20 protein-coding genes and 2 tRNA genes are annotated in these 18,654 nt (G+C 38.7%); 21 read left to right on the top strand and 1 reads right to left on the bottom strand.

Features of this window, described 5'->3' with window-relative positions:
- Positions 1-2: 2 nt before the first annotated feature.
- The 5 genes from NPX99_RS05960 (at position 3) to NPX99_RS05935 (ending at position 2,482) form a co-directional block, all read left to right on the top strand.
- On the top strand, positions 3-344 hold the full coding sequence (locus NPX99_RS05960; RefSeq protein ID WP_269030967.1) for a hypothetical protein: 342 nt from the start codon (positions 3-5) through the stop codon (positions 342-344).
- 64 nt (positions 345-408) lie between these two features.
- On the top strand, positions 409-1,071 hold the full coding sequence (locus NPX99_RS05955; RefSeq protein WP_269030966.1) for a lysozyme: 663 nt from the start codon (positions 409-411) through the stop codon (positions 1,069-1,071).
- Positions 1,068-1,295, top strand: coding sequence for a hypothetical protein (locus tag NPX99_RS05950; RefSeq protein WP_269030965.1), 228 nt, complete (start codon positions 1,068-1,070; stop codon positions 1,293-1,295). The genes NPX99_RS05955 and NPX99_RS05950 overlap by 4 nt, the downstream gene beginning before the upstream one ends.
- A 128-nt stretch (positions 1,296-1,423) precedes the next feature.
- Positions 1,424-1,642, top strand: coding sequence for a hypothetical protein (locus NPX99_RS05940; protein ID WP_269030963.1), 219 nt, complete (start codon positions 1,424-1,426; stop codon positions 1,640-1,642).
- 24 nt (positions 1,643-1,666) lie between these two features.
- Positions 1,667-2,482, top strand: coding sequence for a DNA adenine methylase (locus NPX99_RS05935; protein WP_269030962.1), 816 nt, complete (start codon positions 1,667-1,669; stop codon positions 2,480-2,482).
- Between the two features lie 73 nt (positions 2,483-2,555).
- On the opposite strand, the gene NPX99_RS05930 is transcribed toward NPX99_RS05935, so the two are convergent.
- Positions 2,556-2,631 (bottom strand) — tRNA-Val (locus NPX99_RS05930).
- Between the two features lie 174 nt (positions 2,632-2,805).
- Here NPX99_RS05930 and NPX99_RS05925 point away from each other — a divergent pair.
- From NPX99_RS05925 to NPX99_RS05850, 16 genes are all read left to right on the top strand, one after another.
- Positions 2,806-2,882 (top strand) — tRNA-Asp (locus NPX99_RS05925).
- A 304-nt stretch (positions 2,883-3,186) separates the two neighbouring features.
- Complete coding sequence (locus NPX99_RS05920) at positions 3,187-3,552, top strand: NADH-quinone oxidoreductase subunit A (RefSeq protein ID WP_269030961.1); 366 nt, start codon at positions 3,187-3,189, stop codon at positions 3,550-3,552.
- Positions 3,543-4,124 (top strand): NuoB/complex I 20 kDa subunit family protein, encoded by a 582-nt coding sequence (locus tag NPX99_RS05915; RefSeq protein ID WP_269030960.1) that lies wholly within the window; start codon positions 3,543-3,545, stop codon positions 4,122-4,124. Before NPX99_RS05920 ends, NPX99_RS05915 begins: the two co-directional genes overlap by 10 nt.
- Before the next feature lie 15 nt (positions 4,125-4,139).
- Positions 4,140-4,748, top strand: coding sequence for an NADH-quinone oxidoreductase subunit C (locus NPX99_RS05910; RefSeq protein ID WP_269030980.1), 609 nt, complete (start codon positions 4,140-4,142; stop codon positions 4,746-4,748).
- A 115-nt stretch (positions 4,749-4,863) separates the two neighbouring features.
- Positions 4,864-6,054, top strand: a complete 1,191-nt coding sequence (locus NPX99_RS05905) for an NADH-quinone oxidoreductase subunit D (protein WP_269030959.1) — start codon at positions 4,864-4,866, stop codon at positions 6,052-6,054.
- Positions 6,054-6,722: an NADH-quinone oxidoreductase subunit NuoE gene (gene nuoE / locus NPX99_RS05900; RefSeq protein WP_269030958.1), complete on the top strand. Its 669-nt coding sequence runs from the start codon at positions 6,054-6,056 to the stop codon at positions 6,720-6,722. Before NPX99_RS05905 ends, nuoE begins: the two co-directional genes overlap by 1 nt.
- A gap of 142 nt (positions 6,723-6,864) precedes the next feature.
- A complete protein-coding gene (gene nuoF / locus NPX99_RS05895) occupies positions 6,865-8,172 on the top strand; it encodes an NADH-quinone oxidoreductase subunit NuoF (RefSeq protein ID WP_269030979.1) in 1,308 nt (435 codons plus the stop codon).
- A gap of 63 nt (positions 8,173-8,235) precedes the next feature.
- A complete protein-coding gene (gene nuoG, locus NPX99_RS05890) occupies positions 8,236-10,293 on the top strand; it encodes an NADH-quinone oxidoreductase subunit NuoG (RefSeq protein WP_269030957.1) in 2,058 nt (685 codons plus the stop codon).
- 34 nt (positions 10,294-10,327) lie between these two features.
- Complete coding sequence (nuoH, locus tag NPX99_RS05885; RefSeq protein WP_269030978.1) at positions 10,328-11,374, top strand: NADH-quinone oxidoreductase subunit NuoH; 1,047 nt, start codon at positions 10,328-10,330, stop codon at positions 11,372-11,374.
- A 15-nt stretch (positions 11,375-11,389) separates the two neighbouring features.
- On the top strand, positions 11,390-11,881 hold the full coding sequence (nuoI, locus tag NPX99_RS05880; protein WP_269030956.1) for an NADH-quinone oxidoreductase subunit NuoI: 492 nt from the start codon (positions 11,390-11,392) through the stop codon (positions 11,879-11,881).
- Between the two features lie 96 nt (positions 11,882-11,977).
- Positions 11,978-12,598 (top strand): NADH-quinone oxidoreductase subunit J, encoded by a 621-nt coding sequence (locus tag NPX99_RS05875; RefSeq protein WP_269030955.1) that lies wholly within the window; start codon positions 11,978-11,980, stop codon positions 12,596-12,598.
- Between the two features lie 10 nt (positions 12,599-12,608).
- On the top strand, positions 12,609-12,917 hold the full coding sequence (gene nuoK / locus NPX99_RS05870; protein ID WP_269030954.1) for an NADH-quinone oxidoreductase subunit NuoK: 309 nt from the start codon (positions 12,609-12,611) through the stop codon (positions 12,915-12,917).
- A gap of 6 nt (positions 12,918-12,923) precedes the next feature.
- A complete protein-coding gene (gene nuoL, locus NPX99_RS05865) occupies positions 12,924-14,888 on the top strand; it encodes an NADH-quinone oxidoreductase subunit L (RefSeq protein WP_269030953.1) in 1,965 nt (654 codons plus the stop codon).
- Positions 14,888-16,357, top strand: a complete 1,470-nt coding sequence (locus NPX99_RS05860; protein ID WP_269030977.1) for an NADH-quinone oxidoreductase subunit M — start codon at positions 14,888-14,890, stop codon at positions 16,355-16,357. The genes nuoL and NPX99_RS05860 overlap by 1 nt, the downstream gene beginning before the upstream one ends.
- A 17-nt stretch (positions 16,358-16,374) precedes the next feature.
- Positions 16,375-17,829, top strand: coding sequence for an NADH-quinone oxidoreductase subunit NuoN (gene nuoN, locus NPX99_RS05855; RefSeq protein ID WP_269030952.1), 1,455 nt, complete (start codon positions 16,375-16,377; stop codon positions 17,827-17,829).
- Entirely contained in the window at positions 17,829-18,638 is an 810-nt protein-coding gene (locus tag NPX99_RS05850) for a biotin--[acetyl-CoA-carboxylase] ligase (RefSeq protein WP_269030976.1), read from the top strand. The genes nuoN and NPX99_RS05850 overlap by 1 nt, the downstream gene beginning before the upstream one ends.
- The last annotated feature ends 16 nt before the right edge of the window (positions 18,639-18,654 follow it).

Raw genomic sequence — 18,654 nt, 5'->3', positions numbered from 1 at the left:
AGATGATAGATTATCCAGAACATTTAAATAGCAAAGAAGATTATTTGAACATGCTTGACTATGACAAGGCAGAAACGGTGAGAAGGTTGGAGCAGCTTTTAGAGACGCGATTTCATTGGGTTTGTGTAAAAGAACTTGGAGAAGGAGAAGAAGGGATTGAAGATGAGAGGCATAGCGTTCATGTTGTGATGGAAATGGCGGCTTTGGGCGCTCATGGTAAATCTGTAGAAAAGCGTTATCAGTATGAATTACAAGAGAGTGAATATTCCCCTCTTAGGTCCCTTGGCTTTAGCGTTGAAGAAGTAGAGCAATTAATTAAAGAGAATAGGGATGAAACTGTCTAGTCATCCCTGAGATATCCCTTTTATCCAGCCCCCCTTTTGTGGGGCTTTTTTTATGGAGCAAGCGATGAGAAGAATATCGAAAGAAGGTTTAGAGCTGATCAAGCAATGGGAAGGTTTACGCTTGAATGCGTATCAAGACACGGCATGCATTTGGACGATAGGTTATGGTCACACCAGCTCTGCGGGCAAGCCAATTGTTAAGAAGGGTATGTACATTACACAAGAGCAAGCAGAAGAAATTCTTTGCGAGGATTTAAAGCAATTTGAGAAAGCGGTTGAAGAAGCTGTTACGGTGAGGTTAACGGACGAACAGTTCGCGGCGTTAGTGTCCTTTTGCTATAATGTAGGCACCAAAGCGTTTTGCAAATCTAGCTTGTTAAAAAAGCTGAATAAGGGTGATTATGAAGCTGTTCCAGCAGAATTACAGAGATGGAATAAGATAGGGGGCAAGCCACTTAAAGGGTTATCAAATCGTAGAGCGGCAGAAGCGGGGTTATGGGCGAAGGGTTCTTATGTTTCTTCGAACTATCAACATGTAGAAACGAAAGAGGCGACAGGACTTCTCAAAGCAGAAGCGCTAGCCCCGATTATAGGCTCGTGTTCAGGTCTTGGAGGATTATTGGCAGGCAATGGACCTGTCCAATGGGCTTTAGCTGTCATTATGGTTTTAGCGGCATGCACGGGCATAGTGTTTGTAGCGAAACGGTTTCGGGAGCAACGGTTGTGATTTTTTGGTTCAAGAAATATTACCTGATGTTTACAGCGGCTTTAGCCGTTTTTTTTATGGCTTTAGCTAAGGCGTTTTACCTTGGCAAGAGAAGTGAACAGCACAAGCAAACAGAGAATGCTTTGAAGACAGCAATGAGACGGCTTGAGGTTGAAAATGAAGTTAATCAGAAAAGTGATGGTGATGTTCGCGCTGAACTTTCTCGTTGGGTGCGCGGGAAATAGGGTTGTTTCTTGTGTTGGCTGGTTGCCAATTTATTTGGATAAGCGCGATATTGCGGTCATCAGTCCCAACCTAGCAAGAGATATTTTGAAGCATAATAAGCAGGGAGCGCATTTATGCGGTTGGAAAGATGGTCGAGAAAGCAAGCAACAAAGATAAAGAACTTACAGAAAACGAACGACAGTTGCTTTATGAGATGATCAATACCTATCAAGGTTTGAAGATGATGTCTCGTTGTGTAAAGTGGATAGCGTTCATTGTCTTTATGTTCATTATCGATTTTGCCCGCATTATGGATGCGCTGGATAACATCCTCACACACCTCAAAAGATGGCTAACAAAGAGTTAGATATCAAATCTCTCCTTTTAAAATATGATGAAACAAGAATTTACACAAACATTGTTTGCGTGGATGGGGGGTAAACACTATCTGCGTAAGAAAATTATACCGATTTTAAATAATATTGACCATGAAACCTATGTTGAACCATTTTTAGGTTCTGGTGTTATTTTTCTAAACAAACGACCAGCGAAATATTCCGTTATTAATGATCTCAACGGTGAGATTACTAACCTGTTTCAGTGTGTTCAAAATCATTTTGACGAATTAGCCAAACAGCTGGAGTGGTTTGTTTGCTCCAGACAGTTGTTTTTTGACCTTGCGGCTATTGAACCAGAGAGTCTCTCCAATGTTGAAAGAGCAGCACGTTTTTTGTTTCTCCAGCGTTGTGTCATGTATGGTAAAAAAGATTATAGTTCTTTTAGCTTTGGAAGAAAAAAGCCTACGGTATTTCATCCCGATAAGCTTTTAGCAAGGATGAGGCGTGTTAGACAGAAGCTTCTTGATACGACAATTTTAAATTTATCGTGGGAGCGCGTTGTTGGTCTTTTTGATGCACCAGATAGTTTATTTTATTTAGATCCGCCTTATTTTATAAAGAAGAAATGTTATAGCTCTGGGAATTTTGTTGAAGATGATTTTGTGAGTATGGCAAAAGTTCTCAAAAGCATCCAAGGCAAGTTTATTTTGAGTCTGAATGATTGTGATGAGATACGAGAGATTTTCAAAGGTTTTGACTTTTTAGAAGTAGAGACCCTTTGGACCTCTGGTTTTGCTAAAAAAATTCCCCGAAAAGAACTCTTGATTCATAATAATTGTAGAGGCATGATTCGAAATCCTATTCCCTAACCTTTATTTACGCACCCCGAACCTCAAAAAAACATATTTAGAATCAATAAGTTACGTGAAATTTAGAAGCGTATGGTGGGCGATGAGAGACTCGAACTCCCGACATCCTCGGTGTAAACGAGGCGCTCTACCAGCTGAGCTAATCGCCCAATGCAATGGTCAGCAATTGGATAGGCATTCTTTACGGAAAAAAAAATCTAAACGCAAGAATAAAGATAGTGTTTTACAATTTTTTTAAAAAAATGCATAAGCCCGCTTGACATAAACGCATGAACCCCTTACACGACCGCTTATGCCAATGTGAATTGGTTTGAAAAAAGTGCGCGGGTGTAGCTCAGTTGGTTAGAGTGCTGGCCTGTCACGCCGGAGGTCGCGGGTTCGAGCCCCGTCACTCGCGCCATTTTCGTCGTTTCTTTATAGGTTCTTTTTGAGTATAAACATCTTTGTGCGCAAGATATATGGACCTTAAGGCGTTGTTTTGGGGTGTTTCTTAAAATTTTAGATTTTCTTCCTTTTTACGTGGTTTATGAGAATAGGGCTTGCGTCTTGCTTTTCTCTGCGTTACCTATGCCGATAAGAAAAGCACGCTCAATATGTCCTTGAAACAGTACGAGCGGAAATGAACAGAAATAATTTATCTGTTTGGTTTAACAATATGGAATGATTGCTTTAATCCGGTCATTTCATTAAGGTGGAAGAGGATTATGACTCATTTATTGGGCTCTTATTTGCCGGTGTTAATCTTTATCATTGTTTCGGCAGTTATTGCTGGGGTTCTTTTGATTATGCCTTATATCGTGGCTTATCGTTCTCCCGATCCTGAGAAATTATCGGCTTATGAATGTGGCTTTAATTCATTTGATGATGCACGTATGAAATTCGATATTCGTTTTTATTTAGTGTCGATTTTGTTTATTATTTTTGATCTTGAAGTTGCTTTCCTGTTTCCTTGGGCAGTTTCATTTAACTCGATCGGTATGTTTGGTTTTTGGTCGATGATTGTGTTTTTAGCACTTTTGACCATCGGGTTTATATATGAATGGAAAAAAGGAGCTCTTGAATGGGATTAATATCTAATAATTCAACAATTACTGCACCCAAACCGAGAGGGGTTATTGATCCAAATACAGGAAAGTTAATAGGCTCTGACGATAGTTTTTTTCGTGATATTAATGCTGAATTATCGGATAAGGGATTTTTAGTTACCTCAGTAGATGCTCTGATTACTTGGGCGCGTACCGGTTCTTTAATGTGGATGAGTTTTGGTTTGGCTTGCTGTGCTATCGAAATGATGCAATGTTCAATGCCTCACTATGATAATGAACGTTTTGGATATGCACCACGCGCTTCGCCCCGTCAATCAGATGTTATGGTGGTGGCCGGGACCCTAACAAATAAGATGGCACCTGCTTTAAGAAAAGTATATGATCAAATGCCCGAACCACGTTATGTGATTTCTATGGGATCGTGTGCCAATGGTGGTGGGTATTACCATTATTCTTATTCAGTTGTTCGTGGCTGCGATCGTATTGTGCCTGTGGATATTTATGTTCCAGGATGTCCTCCTACGGCAGAGGCACTACTGTACGGTATATTATTGTTACAGAAAAAAATTCGTCGTACTGGATCTATAGAACGATAGGGGCTTTATGTTATGGTGAATGAATCATTGGTTGAACTTGCTGCCTATTTGAAAAACAAATTAGGAGATAAACTTGAAGAGACCATTCTTGCATTTGGTGAACTGACCATAATATCACGGCTCTCTGCAATTACGGACGTATTAATGTTTGTTCGTGATGATTCTCGTTGTCAATTTGTTAATCTTACAGACATTAGTGGTGTTGATTATCCATCTCGCGATAAACGTTTTGATGTTTCTTACCAACTTTTATCCCCTCGTGAGAATTTGCGCTTACGTGTTAAAGTACGTACTGATGAAAATACGCCTGTTGCTTCTGCTTGCGGGGTTTATCCTGGGGCAGAGTGGTATGAACGTGAAGCGTACGATATGTATGGAATTTTATTTTCAGGGCATCCAGATTTAAGGCGGATTTTAACCGATTATGGATTTGAAGGGCACCCTTTACGTAAAGATTTTCCTGTGACAGGGTTTGTTGAATGTCGTTATGATAATGAAGCAAAAAGGGTGGTTTATGAACCTGTTGTTTTGCGGCAAGAAATGCGCAATTTTGATTTCCTTTCTCCTTGGGAGGGAGGACAATATGTTTTGCCATGTGATGAAAAAATAGATGTTCAAAAATAATATTTGAGCGAATAAAATTAGAACTTAGAGTTTAAAATAATTACATGTTTTTCGTATGATAAAAGGTTTTATTAATATTTAATATGAAGTTTTTAGATGAAGCAAGGGGTTGAATGTGGCTGAGGTTAATGTTCGGAACTTTAATATCAATTTTGGACCGCAGCATCCTGCAGCGCATGGGGTTTTGCGCATGGTTTTGGAATTGGACGGTGAAGTTGTTGAGCGTGTAGATCCACATATTGGATTATTGCATCGTGGTACCGAAAAATTAATGGAAACCAAAACTTATCTTCAAGCTGGCCCTTACTTAGATCGTCTGGATTATGTTGCTCCTATGAATCAGGAGCATGCTTTTGTGCTTGCTGTTGAAAAATTATTGGGCGTTGAGGTTCCCAAACGAGGACAGTTAATACGTGTTTTGTTTTCTGAAATTGGACGTATTCTTAATCATTTGCTTAATGTAACAACGCAAGCAATGGATGTTGGTGCTTTGACACCACCGCTTTGGGGATTTGAACAACGTGAAAGATTGATGATTTTTTATGAGCGTGCGTGTGGAGCACGTCTTCATGCAAATTACTTTCGTCCTGGTGGTGTGCATCAGGACTTACCGGAATCTTTAATTGAGGATATTGGTAATTTTATTGATCCCTTTCTTATTGCTCTTGGTAAACTTGATGCGCTTGTAACGCCAAATCGAATTTTTAAGCAGCGTAATGTTGATATTGGCGTAGTAAATATTGATGAAGCTTGGGCTCGTGGTTTTTCTGGTGTCATGATTCGTGGAGCTGGTGTGCCATGGGATTTGCGTAAAAGCCAACCTTATGAATGTTATGATGAAATGGAATTTGATATTCCTGTAGGTAAGAATAGCGATTGTTACGACCGTTATCTGATTCGTATGGAAGAGATGCGTCAATCAGCGAAAATTATGCGCCAATGTGTGGATCGTTTATTAAGTACTGAAAAAAGCGGACCTGTTTCGAGCTTAGATCGTAAAATCGTTCCTCCAAAACGATCTGAAATGAAAAGTTCAATGGAAGCGCTGATTCATCACTTTAAACTTTATACGGAAGGTTTCCATACACCTCCTGGTGAGGTATATGTTGCTGTAGAGGCCCCGAAGGGAGAGTTTGGGGTTTATCTTGTTTCTGATGGAACCAATAAGCCTTATCGTGTTAAATTACGTGCTCCGGGCTTCGCTCATCTTCAAGCTATGGATTTTTTAACTCGAGGTCATATGTTGGCAGATGCTACAGCTATTTTGGGCTCGATTGATATTGTTTTTGGGGAGGTTGATCGCTAATGTCTGTACGCCGTCTTGCAGATGATGTCTACCAACCCGCAGAGTTTTCTTTTACAACAGAAAATCAGGCATGGGTAAAAAAAACGATAGAAAAGTATCCTATCGGGCGTGAACAGTCTGCTGTCATTCCGTTATTAATGCGTGCTCAAGAACAAGATGGGTGGATCACACGCGCTGCGATTGAACATATCGCTGAACTTCTTTCTATGGCTTATATTCGTGTTCTAGAAGTGGCTACTTTTTATACTCAATTTCAGCTTCAGCCTGTTGGAACAAAGGCGCATATTCAAGTGTGTGGTACAACGCCTTGTATGTTACGTGGATCTGGTGAATTGATTAAAGTTTGTCAGAAAAAAATTCATCATGAACCTTTTGTTACCAATCAAGATGGAACATTATCATGGGAAGAGGTGGAGTGTCTTGGCGCTTGTGTAAATGCTCCCATGATTATGATTTTTAAAGATACTTATGAAGATCTTACCGCTGAGCGTCTTGAAGAAATTATTGATGCATTTGCGGCAGGTAAAGGCTATGAGATAGCGGTTGGTCCACAAAATAGTCGTAAATCATCTGAACCGATTAATGGTTTAACGTCTCTCATTGATGGAGAAGAAAAGAAGTCGTTTAAGTCTTCAAAGAAAAAGGATAAGGATGAAATGGACGAATAATAAGTATTTTTTGAAGAATATTTTGTTATTTTATTCATTGTGGCAATATTGAATCGAAAGTAAATCTTTTTAAAAAGATGTCTAAGAAATTGCATTTGAGGAAAAACTAAGAATGCTAGGAGCAAGAGAAAAAGGGGGAGGGATGCTGGCTGATAAGGACCGCATTTTCACCAATATTTATGGTTTGAAGGACAAATCATTAAAAGCCGCAATCTCTCGTGGGCATTGGGATGGCACCAAGGCAATTATTGAAAAAGGCCGTGACTGGATTATTGATGAGATGAAGGCGTCGGGTTTGCGTGGGCGTGGAGGTGCCGGTTTTCCGACTGGGATGAAGTGGTCTTTTATGCCAAAACAAAGTGATGGTCGTCCCCATTATTTGGTTGTCAATGCTGATGAATCAGAGCCTGGAACATGTAAAGACCGCGATATTTTACGGCATGATCCCCATACTTTAATTGAAGGATGTGCGATTGCTACTTTTGCTATGGGGGCAAATGTTGCTTTCATCTATATTCGTGGTGAATATATTCGTGAACGTGAAGCACTTCAAGCTGCCGTTGATGAGTGTTATGATGCGGGCTTACTTGGCAAAAAAACAAAATATGGGCATGCTTGCGATATTATTATTCATCATGGTGCGGGTGCTTATATTTGTGGTGAAGAAACAGCTCTTCTTGAAAGTCTTGAGGGAAAAAAAGGGCAGCCTCGACTTAAGCCACCGTTTCCTGCCAATATGGGTGTTTATGGTTGTCCGACAACAGTGAATAATGTGGAATCTATTGCTGTTGTTCCAACGATTTTGCGGCGCGGTGCTTCGTGGTTTTCATCGATTGGGCGTGCCAATAATGTTGGAACAAAATTATTTATGGTTTCTGGACATGTGAATGCGCCTTGTACATTTGAAGACGCTCTTGGTGTTTCATTTCGTGAATTAATTGAAAAGCATACGGGTGGTATTCGTGGAGGATGGAATAATCTTTTAGCTGTTATTCCAGGGGGGGCTTCTTGTCCAGTGGTTCGTGGTGAAGATATGATTGATGCGATCATGGATTTCGATGGGATGCGAGAGGTTGGGTCTTCTTTTGGTACAGGGGGAATGATCGTTATGGATAAATCAACTGATATTATCAAGGCAATTTGGCGTATAGCTGCTTTTTTTAAACATGAAAGTTGCGGTCAGTGTACGCCGTGTCGTGAAGGTACCGGATGGATGATGCGCCTTTTAGGGCGTATGGTTGAAGGAAGGGCGCAAAAACGTGAGATTGATCTTTTGTTTGAAGTGTCTAAACAAGTTGAAGGGCACACTATTTGCGCACTCGGGGATGCGGCAGCATGGCCTATACAGGGGTTGATACGTAATTTTCGTCCAGAAATTGAGCGTAGAATTGATGATTATACGCGAAATGTCGTTCAAAGAAAAAATATTGCTTTGGAAGCAGTTGGATAGAGGATTTTTTTAAGAGCAATGAAATACAAGTTTTAAGTGGATTATCCATAGGCTGGATGAGTAATGATAAATATCAAAGTTGATGGTAAAGAAATTGAAGTTCCTGATTACTATACGCTGCTTCAAGCTGCTGAGGCTGCTGGTGCTGAAGTGCCGCGTTTTTGTTTTCATGAATCTTTATCAATTGCTGGAAATTGTCGCATGTGTTTGGTTGAGGTTAAGGGCGGACCTCCGAAACCGCAAGCTTCTTGTGCTATGGGAGTTCGCGATTTACGGCTAGGACCAAACGGTGAAGCGCCAGAAATTTTTACCAATACAGAGATGGTAAGAAAAGCACGTGAAGGTGTGATGGAGTTTTTGCTCATCAATCATCCTTTGGATTGTCCTGTCTGTGATCAAGGGGGAGAATGTGATCTTCAAGATCAAGCAATGCTCTATGGGCGTGATTGTTCTCGATATAAGGAAAATAAGCGCGCTGTAGAGGATAAATATATTGGTCCACTTGTAAAAACTGTTATGACACGATGTATTCATTGTACGCGTTGTGTTCGTTTTACAACAGAGGTCGCGGGTATTTCTGAACTTGGTTTGATAGGTCGTGGTGAAGACGCTGAAATTACCACATATCTTGAAAAAGCAATGACATCTGAGTTGCAAGGGAATGTTATTGATCTTTGTCCAGTGGGAGCTTTAACTTCAAAACCTTATGCATTTCATGCACGTCCTTGGGAACTGGTTAAAACAGAATCGATTGATGTCATGGATGCACTTGGCAGCGCGATCCGCATTGATAGCCGCGGTCGTGAAGTTATGCGGATTATGCCGCGCACAAATGAAGATATAAATGAAGAATGGATTTCTGATAAGACACGCTTTATTTGGGATGGGTTACGCACTCAGAGGCTTGATAAGCCTTATGTACGTAAAGATGGAAAATTTCAACCTGTAAGTTGGACAGAAGCTTTTGAAAAGATTAAAATGGTGATTTCTAAAACTTTGCCAGAAAAAATCGGAGCAATTGCAGGAGATCTTGCATCCATTGAAGAGATGTATGCGCTTAAAAAATTGCTGATTTCACTAGGATCAAAGATCTTTGATTGTCGTCAACGAGGAATGGCTTTATCGTCTGAATTAGGGCGTTCGAGTTATATTTTTAATCCAACCATTGCAGGAATTGAACAGGCTGATGCATTGCTTATCGTAGGCTCTAACCCACGTCATGAGGCTGCTGTTTTAAATGCACGTATTTTAAAGCGTCAACGAATGGGACAATTTCCCATTGCATTAATTGGTGAGAAAGTTGATTTACGTTATCCTTATTCTTATCTTGGAGTTGGGACTGACGCATTGAGTGCCCTTGTTCGTGGAGAAGGTCCATTTTTAAATGTCTTAAAAGAAGCGAAGAAACCGCTTATCCTTATTGGAGAGGGCGCTGTTTCAGGAAAAGAAGGATTGGCTGTTTTAAAAAATCTTGCAAAATTAGCTGATAGTGTTGGAGCCCTTAGTGAGGAATGGAATGGATTTGGTATTCTTCATACTGCAGCATCAACGGTTGGGGGATTAGACATTGGTTTTACTTCTGAGCTTGGGGTTGCTAATATTCTTAAAACTTGTGAAGTTTTATTTTTACTTGGTGCTGATGAAGTAGAATTAGCCAATACTAAAGCTTTTACAATTTATATTGGCAGCCATGGTGATAATGGAGCACATGCTGCGGATGTTATTTTGCCAGCGTCCGCTTATACTGAAAAATCAGGACTTTATGCGAATACAGAAGGGCGTGTGCAAATGACAAATCGAGCTGGTTTTGCTCCAGGTGAAGCAAAAGAAGATTGGGCTATCTTACGTGCTTTATCGGATATTTTAGGACGAAAGCTTCCTTTTGATTCGCTTTCTCAATTAAGACAGAACCTGTTTAATGATTATCCGCATCTTTGTGCTATTGATGATATAGCACCTTCTTGTATAGATGATCTTAAAGCACTTGGTTCGCAAATAACTGCTCTTGAAGAGCAAACATTTACTTCCATGGTTAAGGATTTTTATTTAACAAACCCAATAGCACGTGCTTCTGCAGTTATGGCTGAATGTTCATCTCTTGCACAGAATCGTGCTATATAAACTGTAGAGTAAGGGCAGAGGGAAAAGAATAATGATGTATGATTTCTTTATGACTTGGCTATTGCCATTACTCATTATCGTTGGAAAAACACTGCTCCTTTTGGTTGTTCTTCTTGTTTTAGTTGCGTATCTTCTTTATGCAGATAGAAAGATTTGGGCAGCCGTACAATTGCGGCGTGGTCCGAACGTTGTTGGTCCTTGGGGATTGTTACAGTCTTTTGCAGATTTAATTAAATTTGTTGTTAAAGAGCCTATTATCCCTTCTGGTGCTAATAAAGGTGTTTTTCTCTTAGCTCCTTTTATTTCTGCTACGCTTGCTTTATCAACGTGGGCTGTTATTCCAATTAATGAAGGATGGGAAGTTGCAAAAATTAATGTTGGTTTGCTTTATATCTTAGCCATTTCGTCTCTTGAGGTTTATGGTGTTATTATGGGAGGATGGGCATCAAATTCGAAATATCCTTTCTTAGGAGCTCTTCGTTCAGCAGCGCAAATGGTTTCTTATGAGGTTTCCATTGGGTTTGTCCTTGTAACTGTCATTTTAGTAAGTGGTTCATTGGATCTTACAACAATTGTACAGAAACAAAGTTATGGACTTGGAACAACTCTTGGTCTTCCTTTTAACAGTTTTCTTGATTGGAATTGGCTCGTTCTTTTTCCAATGTTTATTATATTTTTTATTTCTGCACTTGCAGAGACAAATCGTCCGCCTTTTGATTTAGTGGAAGCAGAATCTGAACTTGTTGCTGGTCACATGGTTGAATACTCTTCGACACCTTACATGCTTTTCTTCCTTGGTGAGTATGTTGCTATTGTTTTAATGTGCGCTTTGACAACTATTTTGTTTTTAGGTGGTTGGCTACCTCCCTTGGATGTTTGGTGGCTTAATTGGGTTCCTGGTGTTATTTGGTTTGTTCTAAAAGTTTGCTTTGTGTTTTTTTGGTTTGCTATGGTTAAAGCATTCGTTCCACGTTACCGCTATGATCAACTTATGCGGCTTGGTTGGAAAGTTTTTCTTCCACTTTCATTGGCAATGGTTGTGATAACCGCTGCTTTTTTAAAGTATACTGGTTTTGTTTAAGAGGAGGTTTTACGGATGTCAGGTCTTTTTCAGGCAGCAAAGTCACTCCTTTTATTGGAATTTGTGAGTGCTTTTTTCTTAGCTATGCGTCAATTTTTTGCACCAAAACCTACGATTAATTATCCTTATGAAAAGGGTTTTGTTTCTGAGCGTTTTCGCGGAGAACATGCGCTGCGTCGTTACCCAAATGGTGAAGAGCGGTGTATTGCCTGTAAATTATGTGAAGCAATTTGTCCCGCACAAGCTATTACAATTGAGGCAGGTCCGAGACGTAATGATGGTACACGGAGAACTGTTCGTTATGATATAGATATGGTTAAATGTATTTATTGTGGTTTTTGTCAAGAAGCTTGTCCTGTTGAAGCTATTGTAGAAGGACCAAATTTTGAGTTTGCAACGGAAACACGTGAAGAACTTTATTATGATAAAGAAAAGCTTTTAATGAATGGAGATCGTTGGGAGCGAGAAATTGCTCGTAATATATTGGTGGATGCACCTTATCGTTAAGTGTATCCTCGCATGAGATGTCGGATAATTTTTCCGATAATGTTTAATCTGGTATGAAATTTTCTACCAATTGTTTAATTGATTGAGGAGAAGCCTATGCTAACGGATCTAGCGGCGGCATTTTTCTATTTATTTGCTTTTGTTATGCTTGTGAGTGCAGTTGTTGTTATTACAGCCCGTAATCCTGTGCATTCCGTTTTGTTTTTAATATTAGCATTTTTTAATGCTGCTGCTTTATTTTTGCTTGCAGGAGCAGAATTTTTGGGGCTTATTCTGCTTGTTGTTTATGTTGGTGCTGTCGCGGTTTTATTTTTGTTTGTGGTTATGATGCTTGATGTTGATTTTGCAGAGTTAAAAAGTGGTGCACGTCGTTATGCTGCTATTGGAGCTTTTGTTGGGAGTATCGTTGCTTTAGAATTGATTTTGGTGTTTGTTCGTGGCAGTTTTACTACTGTTTTTCGACCGCATGTTACGCAACCAATGCCAGATTTATTGCAGCGAACAAATACACAGGCATTAGGTGATATTCTTTATACAGATTATGTTTTCTATTTTCAAATTGCTGGAATAATTTTATTGGTTGCAATGATTGGCGCGATTGTTTTGACACTTCGTCATAAGTCAGGTGTTAAGAGGCAATCTATTGCGGTGCAAGTTTCTCGGACAGTAGAAAATGCAATTGAAATCAAGCAAGTTGAATCAGGCAAAGGCATTTAAGGGGGGAATTATGCATATTGATATTACGCATTATCTTGTTGTTTCTGCTTTGCTTTTTACAATTGGTATTGCTGGCATTTTTCTTAATAGAAAGAATGTGATTATCATCTTAATGTCTATTGAGCTTATATTGCTTTCAGTTAATCTCAATTTTGTTGCGTTTTCGGCATTTCTTCATGATCTTGTTGGTCAGATATTTGCTTTATTTATCTTAATGATAGCAGCTGCTGAAGCCGCAATTGGTTTAGCAATTCTTGTCGTTTTTTTCCGTAATCGTGGCTCTATTGCGGTTGAAGATGTTAATGTAATGAAAGGCTAACCAGCAATGTATTATACGATCGTCTTTCTTCCGCTTTTGGGTTTTTTAATTGCTTCTATAGGAGGAAAAACTATAGGAGATCGCGCTAGTGAATTGGTAACATGTAGCTTTATGGTGATTGTTGCCATATTATCATGGATAGCCTTTTTTAATGTTGCACTTGGTCATGTTCCAGTGGTTGATGTATTCGTATTACATTGGCTAACTGTTGGTAATTTATCCTTTAATTGGGCTTTACATATTGATACATTAACAGCTGTCATGCTTGTTGTTGTGAATAGTGTTTCGGCAGTGGTACATATTTATTCAATTGGCTATATGCATCATGATCCTTCAAGATCCCGTTTTTTTTCTTATCTTTCCCTCTTTACGTTTATGATGTTGATGTTGGTGACATCTAATAATTTGATTCAGATGTTTTTTGGATGGGAAGGTGTTGGACTTGCTTCTTATTTACTTATTGGTTTTTGGTTTCAGCGAGATTCAGCCAATAAAGCTGCAATGAAAGCTTTTGTAGTCAACCGTGTTGGAGATTTTGGTTTTCTTCTAGGAATCTTTAGCATTTTTGTTTTATTCCAATCAGTTGATTTTTCTTCTATTTTTGCAAAAGCGGCAGACAAAAGCTTCATACAAAATGTAACGTTTTTAGGTTGGCAGCTTGATGGACAAAAAGCAATTACCGTTACTTGTCTTTTATTGTTTATTGGCGCAATGGGAAAGTCAGCGCAATTTCTTTTACATACATGGCTTCCTGACGCAATGGAAGGACCAACGCCTGTATCGGCGCTTATTCATGCAGCAACAATGGTAACAGCTGGTGTCTTTATGGTTGCGCGTATGTCGCCAATTTTTGAACTTTCTTCCATTGCTTTGACAGTCATTATTATTATTGGAGCAACGACGGCATTTTTTGCGGCAACTGTAGGATTGGTTCAAAATGATATTAAACGTGTGATTGCTTACTCTACATGTTCACAACTTGGTTATATGTTTGTTGCATTAGGTGTTGGAGCTTATGGAGCAGCTGTTTTCCATCTTTTTACGCATGCTTTTTTTAAAGCTTTATTATTTCTTGGGGCGGGCTCTGTTATTCATGCCGTCTCTGATGAACAAGATATGCGAAAAATGGGTGGGTTACGCAAACATATAAAGACAACTTATTGGATGATGATGATCGGAACCGTTGCATTGACGGGTGTTGGAATTCCAGGAACAGTTTTTGGGACTGCCGGTTTTTTTTCCAAGGATGCAATTATAGAGTCTGCTTTTGCTTCACATAATATCGCTTCAGGATATGCTTTTTCTCTTCTTGTTTTTGCTGCCTTATTGACAAGTTTTTATTCTTGGCGGCTTATCTTTATGACATTTCACGGCAAACCACGAGCGACGGTCGATGTGATGCATCATGTTCATGAATCCCCTCCCGTTATGTTGATTCCACTCTTGATTTTATCTATTGGAGCAATATTTGCTGGTTTCGTTTTTCAACCTTATTTTTTTGGTGATCTGTATGATTCTTTTTGGAAGAGTGCATTGTTTACAAGCGACCATAATCACATTCTTCATGAGGCTCATAATGTGTCCAATTTGGTGAAATGGTCTCCATTCATAGCAATGATTCTTGGTTTTATAGTAGCCTATTTATTTTACATTTCTTTCCCCTCTCTTCCTAAAAAAATAGCTAGAGTTATGCCGAGAGTGTATAATTTTCTTTACCAAAAATGGTATTTTGATCAATTCTATAACTTTTTATTTGTTCGTTCTGCTTTCAAAGTGAGTTTCTTTCTTTGGAAAGTGGGAGACGGTAAGATTATTGATGGTCTTGGTCCGAATGGTATTGCAGCACGTGTTGTTGATATTACAAATAGAGTGGTTCGGATGCAGACAGGTTATCTTTATCACTATGCATTTGCGATGCTTATAGGTGTTGCATTGTTGATCACATGGATGATGATCGGGGGCGTAAACTGATGACCGATTGGCCTATTCTTTCTACAGTTACATTTTTGCCGCTTGTTGGTGTGCTTCTGATTTTGTTTATTAAAGACGATAGCGAAGCAGCGCGACATAATATACGCAATGTAGCATTTTTTACGACTGTGTTTGTTTTTATTATTTCCTTAATTATTTGGGCGGGTTTTGATCATACAGATGCTCATTTTCAAATGGTTGAGAAAACCAATTGGTTAGGAGGAGGGATCAGTTACCATATGGGGGTTGATGGTATTTCTATCCTCTTTGTCGTTCTTTCAGCGTTTCTTTTGCCTTTCTGTATTTTAGCAAGTTGGGAAAATATTAAAGATAGATTAAAAGCCTATATGATTGCTTTTCTTCTTCTTGAAGTTGCAATTATTGGAGTCTTTTGTGCTCTTGATGCAATGTTGTTTTATGTTTTTTTTGAAGGCAGTCTTATTCCAATGTTTATTATCATAGGTGTTTGGGGCGGCCCACGACGTGTTTATGCAAGTATAAAGTTTTTCCTTTACACTTTACTTGGTTCAGTGCTTATGCTGGTTGCTCTTATGCTGATGTATTGGCAAGCTGGAACACTTGATATACCGACTTTATTAACTTATCAATTTCCTGCGCATATGCAAATTTGGTTATGGCTTGCCTTCTTTGCTTCTTTTGCGGTTAAAATGCCCATGTGGCCGGTCCATACATGGTTGCCTGATGCTCACGTAGAAGCGCCCACGGCTGGTTCAGTTATTTTAGCCGGTGTCTTACTCAAATTAGGTGGATATGGTTTTCTCCGTTTTTCTTTACCGATGTTTCCTATCGCTTCAGCTGATCTTGCTCCGCTCGTTTTCACATTATCGCTTATCGCTATTATTTATACATCGCTGGTTGCACTTGTTCAAAATGACATAAAAAAACTTATTGCTTATTCTTCAATAGCGCATATGGGATATGTAACAATGGGTATTTTTGCTGCGAATGAACAGGGTATCCAAGGTGCTATTTATCAGATGCTCTCGCATGGAATTGTTTCCGCGGCTTTATTTCTCTGTGTCGGGGTTATTTATGATCGTCTTCATACACGTGAAATTTCAGCTTTTGGTGGTCTTGTTAATAATATGCCTAAATATGCTGTTGTTTTCTTAATCTTCACTATGGCAAATGTTGGTTTGCCTGGAAGCTCAGGATTTTTAGGTGAATTTTTAACCTTAATAGGTGTTTTTCAAGTCAATAAATTGATTGTTGTTTTTGCGACGACGGGTGTTATTTTGTCTGCTGCTTATGCACTTTATCTTTACCGGCGTGTGGTTTTTGGTTCTTTAGATAAAGAGAATTTAAAGGTTCTGATGGATCTTTCTGTAAGAGAGAAATTTATTCTTTATCCAATGGTTGTTCTTACAATATTTTTTGGTATCTATCCAACGCCTATACTTAAAGCAACGGCGTTTTCCGTAGAAGCCCTCATCAATAAACTGCACTAGATAAGGGAAGAATGCTCATGCAAACTGAAATCATAGCTCAATTGGTCTTAATTCTTCCAGAAATTTTAATAGCATTAGGAGCAGTAGTCTTACTTTTGATTGGTGTTTATTCTAATACACGTTCCTCTTTAACTGTAACGGGTTTGACCATTGCCCTTCTTATTGCAACCATTGTGATTATTGCCGTTTTTCCGAAAAGCGGCTTATTTCAAACTAATGCACTCATTATCGATTCTTTCGGTCGTTATATGAAAATTTTGACGCTCATTGGGGCACTTTTTTCTCTTATTATGTCTGTTGGTTTTACGAACTCTCAAAAATTCGATGTATTTGAATTTCCTATACTCGTTCTTTTAGCGACTCTTGGTATGATGCTGATGATTTCAGCTGGTAATATGCTTTCACTTTATATGGGATTAGAATTACAATCTTTATCTTTATATGTTTTAGCTGCCATCAATCGTGATAACGTAAAATCTTCTGAAGCTGGGATAAAATACTTTGTTTTAGGAGCGTTATCTTCAGGATTATTGCTCTATGGTATTTCTTTGCTTTATGGTTTTACTGGTCAAATTGGTTTTCACGAAATTTCTCTTGCTTTAAAAGGTGAAAATTTACAATTGGGAATTATTTTGGGAATTGTTTTTATTTTAGCTGGTTTGGCTTTCAAAATTTCTGCCGTTCCCTTTCATATGTGGACACCTGATGTTTATGAAGGAGCACCAACACCTATTACAGCATTTTTTGCTAGTGCTCCTAAAGTTGCTGCGATGGCACTCATTATTCGTGTTATTGTTATGACTTTTATGCCACTCAGTAATTCTGACGGCTCTATGCCTGCATGGCAGCAAATTTTGATATTCATGGCAATTGCATCAATGATACTTGGTGCATTCGCAGCAATTGGTCAGAACAATATTAAACGTTTAATGGCTTATTCATCAATTGGTCATATGGGGTATGCGCTTGTTGGTTTAGCTGCTGGAGATATGCTTGGAATAAAAAGTGTTATTCTGTATATGACTATTTATCTTGGCATGACGCTTGGCTCATTTGCTTTTATTCTTGGGATGCGCTCTAAGGGTGGAAATGTTGAAAATATTTATGATCTCTCAGGGTTAGTAAAGACACATCCGTTTATGGCTGTTGTGATGACACTACAGCTTTTTTCTTTAGCTAGTATTCCACCCATGGCCGGTTTTTTTGGAAAATGGTATACATTTTCTGCTGCTGTTCATGCTGGACTTATTCCACTTGCTGTCGTTGGGATGATAGCGTCTGTTGTTGGAGCTTTCTACTATTTGCGAGTCATCAAGATTATGTGGTTTGATGAAGCAAAGGCACATTTTATTGTTTTATCGAATGAGCTTCAATTTTGTCTCGGTCTTTCTGCATTATTCATTTTATTTTATACGCTTTTTGGAGTTTGGTTTGCTGAATTAGCAGAAAAAGCGGCAGTCGCATTGTTTTAATAGATATGGTTTATATTTTATCAGATTTTACACAAAAACAAGGATACACTGTTGAATCATATGAAAGCGTTGATTCAACGAATCTTGTTGCACAACGAAAAGCGCAAGCTGGTCATCAGGGTTATCTTTGGGTTGTTGCACAAGAACAATCACAAGGAAGAGCGCGAAGAGGTCGAACATGGTTTAGTCCGAAAGGGAACCTTTATTCTAGTCTTTTGTTAATTGACGATATTGTTCATCAAACTGCTGCTCAACTTGGTTTTGTTGCTGGAGTGAGTGTAGTAGAAGCAATAAAACATTTTATAAAGGATGAAAAGAAAGCGAATAATATTGTTCTTTTAAAATGGCCAAATGATATTTTGCTAGGAGGAGCTAAAAGCTCTGGAATTTTACTTGAGATTTTTAAATTGCCATCACAATGCTATGCATTGGTTATTGGTATTGGAATCAATGTAAAACATCATTATAAAGACGCACCGTATCCTACTTCAAGTTTAAGTAATATTGGTTTGCATGTTGAAGAAGAACTGTTATTTACAGTTTTGGCGGAGTGTTTTTCTAAAAATTATCTTCTTTGGAAACAATCAGAAGGAGTTGATATAATCCGCAAAAAATGGCTTTCCTATTCTGTTCATCTTGGACAGCATGTTAAAATAATCAATGATGAAAAAATCATTGAGGGTATTTTTGATGGTCTTGATAGTGATTTTAACTGTATCATAAAACAAAAAAATAGTCAGCCAGCCATTATAACAGCTGGAGATGTTCATTTTGGTTTAGCTGCTTCTGCTCATGCGGGTCGTTATTAATTTATGGAAATTTTAT

Origin of the sequence: Bartonella sp. 220B (assembly GCF_026930205.1) — a bacterium.
GTDB lineage: Bacteria > Pseudomonadota > Alphaproteobacteria > Rhizobiales > Rhizobiaceae > Bartonella.
The sequence above is the reverse complement of the archived record's forward strand: the minus strand, read 5'-3'. Positions and strand labels throughout refer to the sequence as shown.

What these genes read in the sequence shown, in the direction of transcription:
- NPX99_RS05920 (WP_269030961.1), top strand. Translation starts at nt 3,187, where the DNA reads ATGACTCATTTATTGGGCTCTTATTTGCCGGTGTTAATCTTTATCATT.
- NPX99_RS05860 (WP_269030977.1), top strand. Translation starts at nt 14,888, where the DNA reads ATGACCGATTGGCCTATTCTTTCTACAGTTACATTTTTGCCGCTTGTT.
- nuoN (WP_269030952.1), top strand. Translation starts at nt 16,375, where the DNA reads ATGCAAACTGAAATCATAGCTCAATTGGTCTTAATTCTTCCAGAAATT.
- NPX99_RS05915 (WP_269030960.1), top strand. Translation starts at nt 3,543, where the DNA reads ATGGGATTAATATCTAATAATTCAACAATTACTGCACCCAAACCGAGA.
- nuoF (WP_269030979.1), top strand. Translation starts at nt 6,865, where the DNA reads ATGCTGGCTGATAAGGACCGCATTTTCACCAATATTTATGGTTTGAAG.
- NPX99_RS05960 (WP_269030967.1), top strand. Translation starts at nt 3, where the DNA reads ATGATAGATTATCCAGAACATTTAAATAGCAAAGAAGATTATTTGAAC.
- nuoH (WP_269030978.1), top strand. Translation starts at nt 10,328, where the DNA reads ATGTATGATTTCTTTATGACTTGGCTATTGCCATTACTCATTATCGTT.
- NPX99_RS05940 (WP_269030963.1), top strand. Translation starts at nt 1,424, where the DNA reads ATGGTCGAGAAAGCAAGCAACAAAGATAAAGAACTTACAGAAAACGAA.
- nuoI (WP_269030956.1), top strand. Translation starts at nt 11,390, where the DNA reads ATGTCAGGTCTTTTTCAGGCAGCAAAGTCACTCCTTTTATTGGAATTT.
- NPX99_RS05875 (WP_269030955.1), top strand. Translation starts at nt 11,978, where the DNA reads ATGCTAACGGATCTAGCGGCGGCATTTTTCTATTTATTTGCTTTTGTT.
- NPX99_RS05955 (WP_269030966.1), top strand. Translation starts at nt 409, where the DNA reads ATGAGAAGAATATCGAAAGAAGGTTTAGAGCTGATCAAGCAATGGGAA.
- nuoL (WP_269030953.1), top strand. Translation starts at nt 12,924, where the DNA reads ATGTATTATACGATCGTCTTTCTTCCGCTTTTGGGTTTTTTAATTGCT.
- nuoK (WP_269030954.1), top strand. Translation starts at nt 12,609, where the DNA reads ATGCATATTGATATTACGCATTATCTTGTTGTTTCTGCTTTGCTTTTT.
- NPX99_RS05935 (WP_269030962.1), top strand. Translation starts at nt 1,667, where the DNA reads ATGATGAAACAAGAATTTACACAAACATTGTTTGCGTGGATGGGGGGT.
- nuoG (WP_269030957.1), top strand. Translation starts at nt 8,236, where the DNA reads ATGATAAATATCAAAGTTGATGGTAAAGAAATTGAAGTTCCTGATTAC.
- nuoE (WP_269030958.1), top strand. Translation starts at nt 6,054, where the DNA reads ATGTCTGTACGCCGTCTTGCAGATGATGTCTACCAACCCGCAGAGTTT.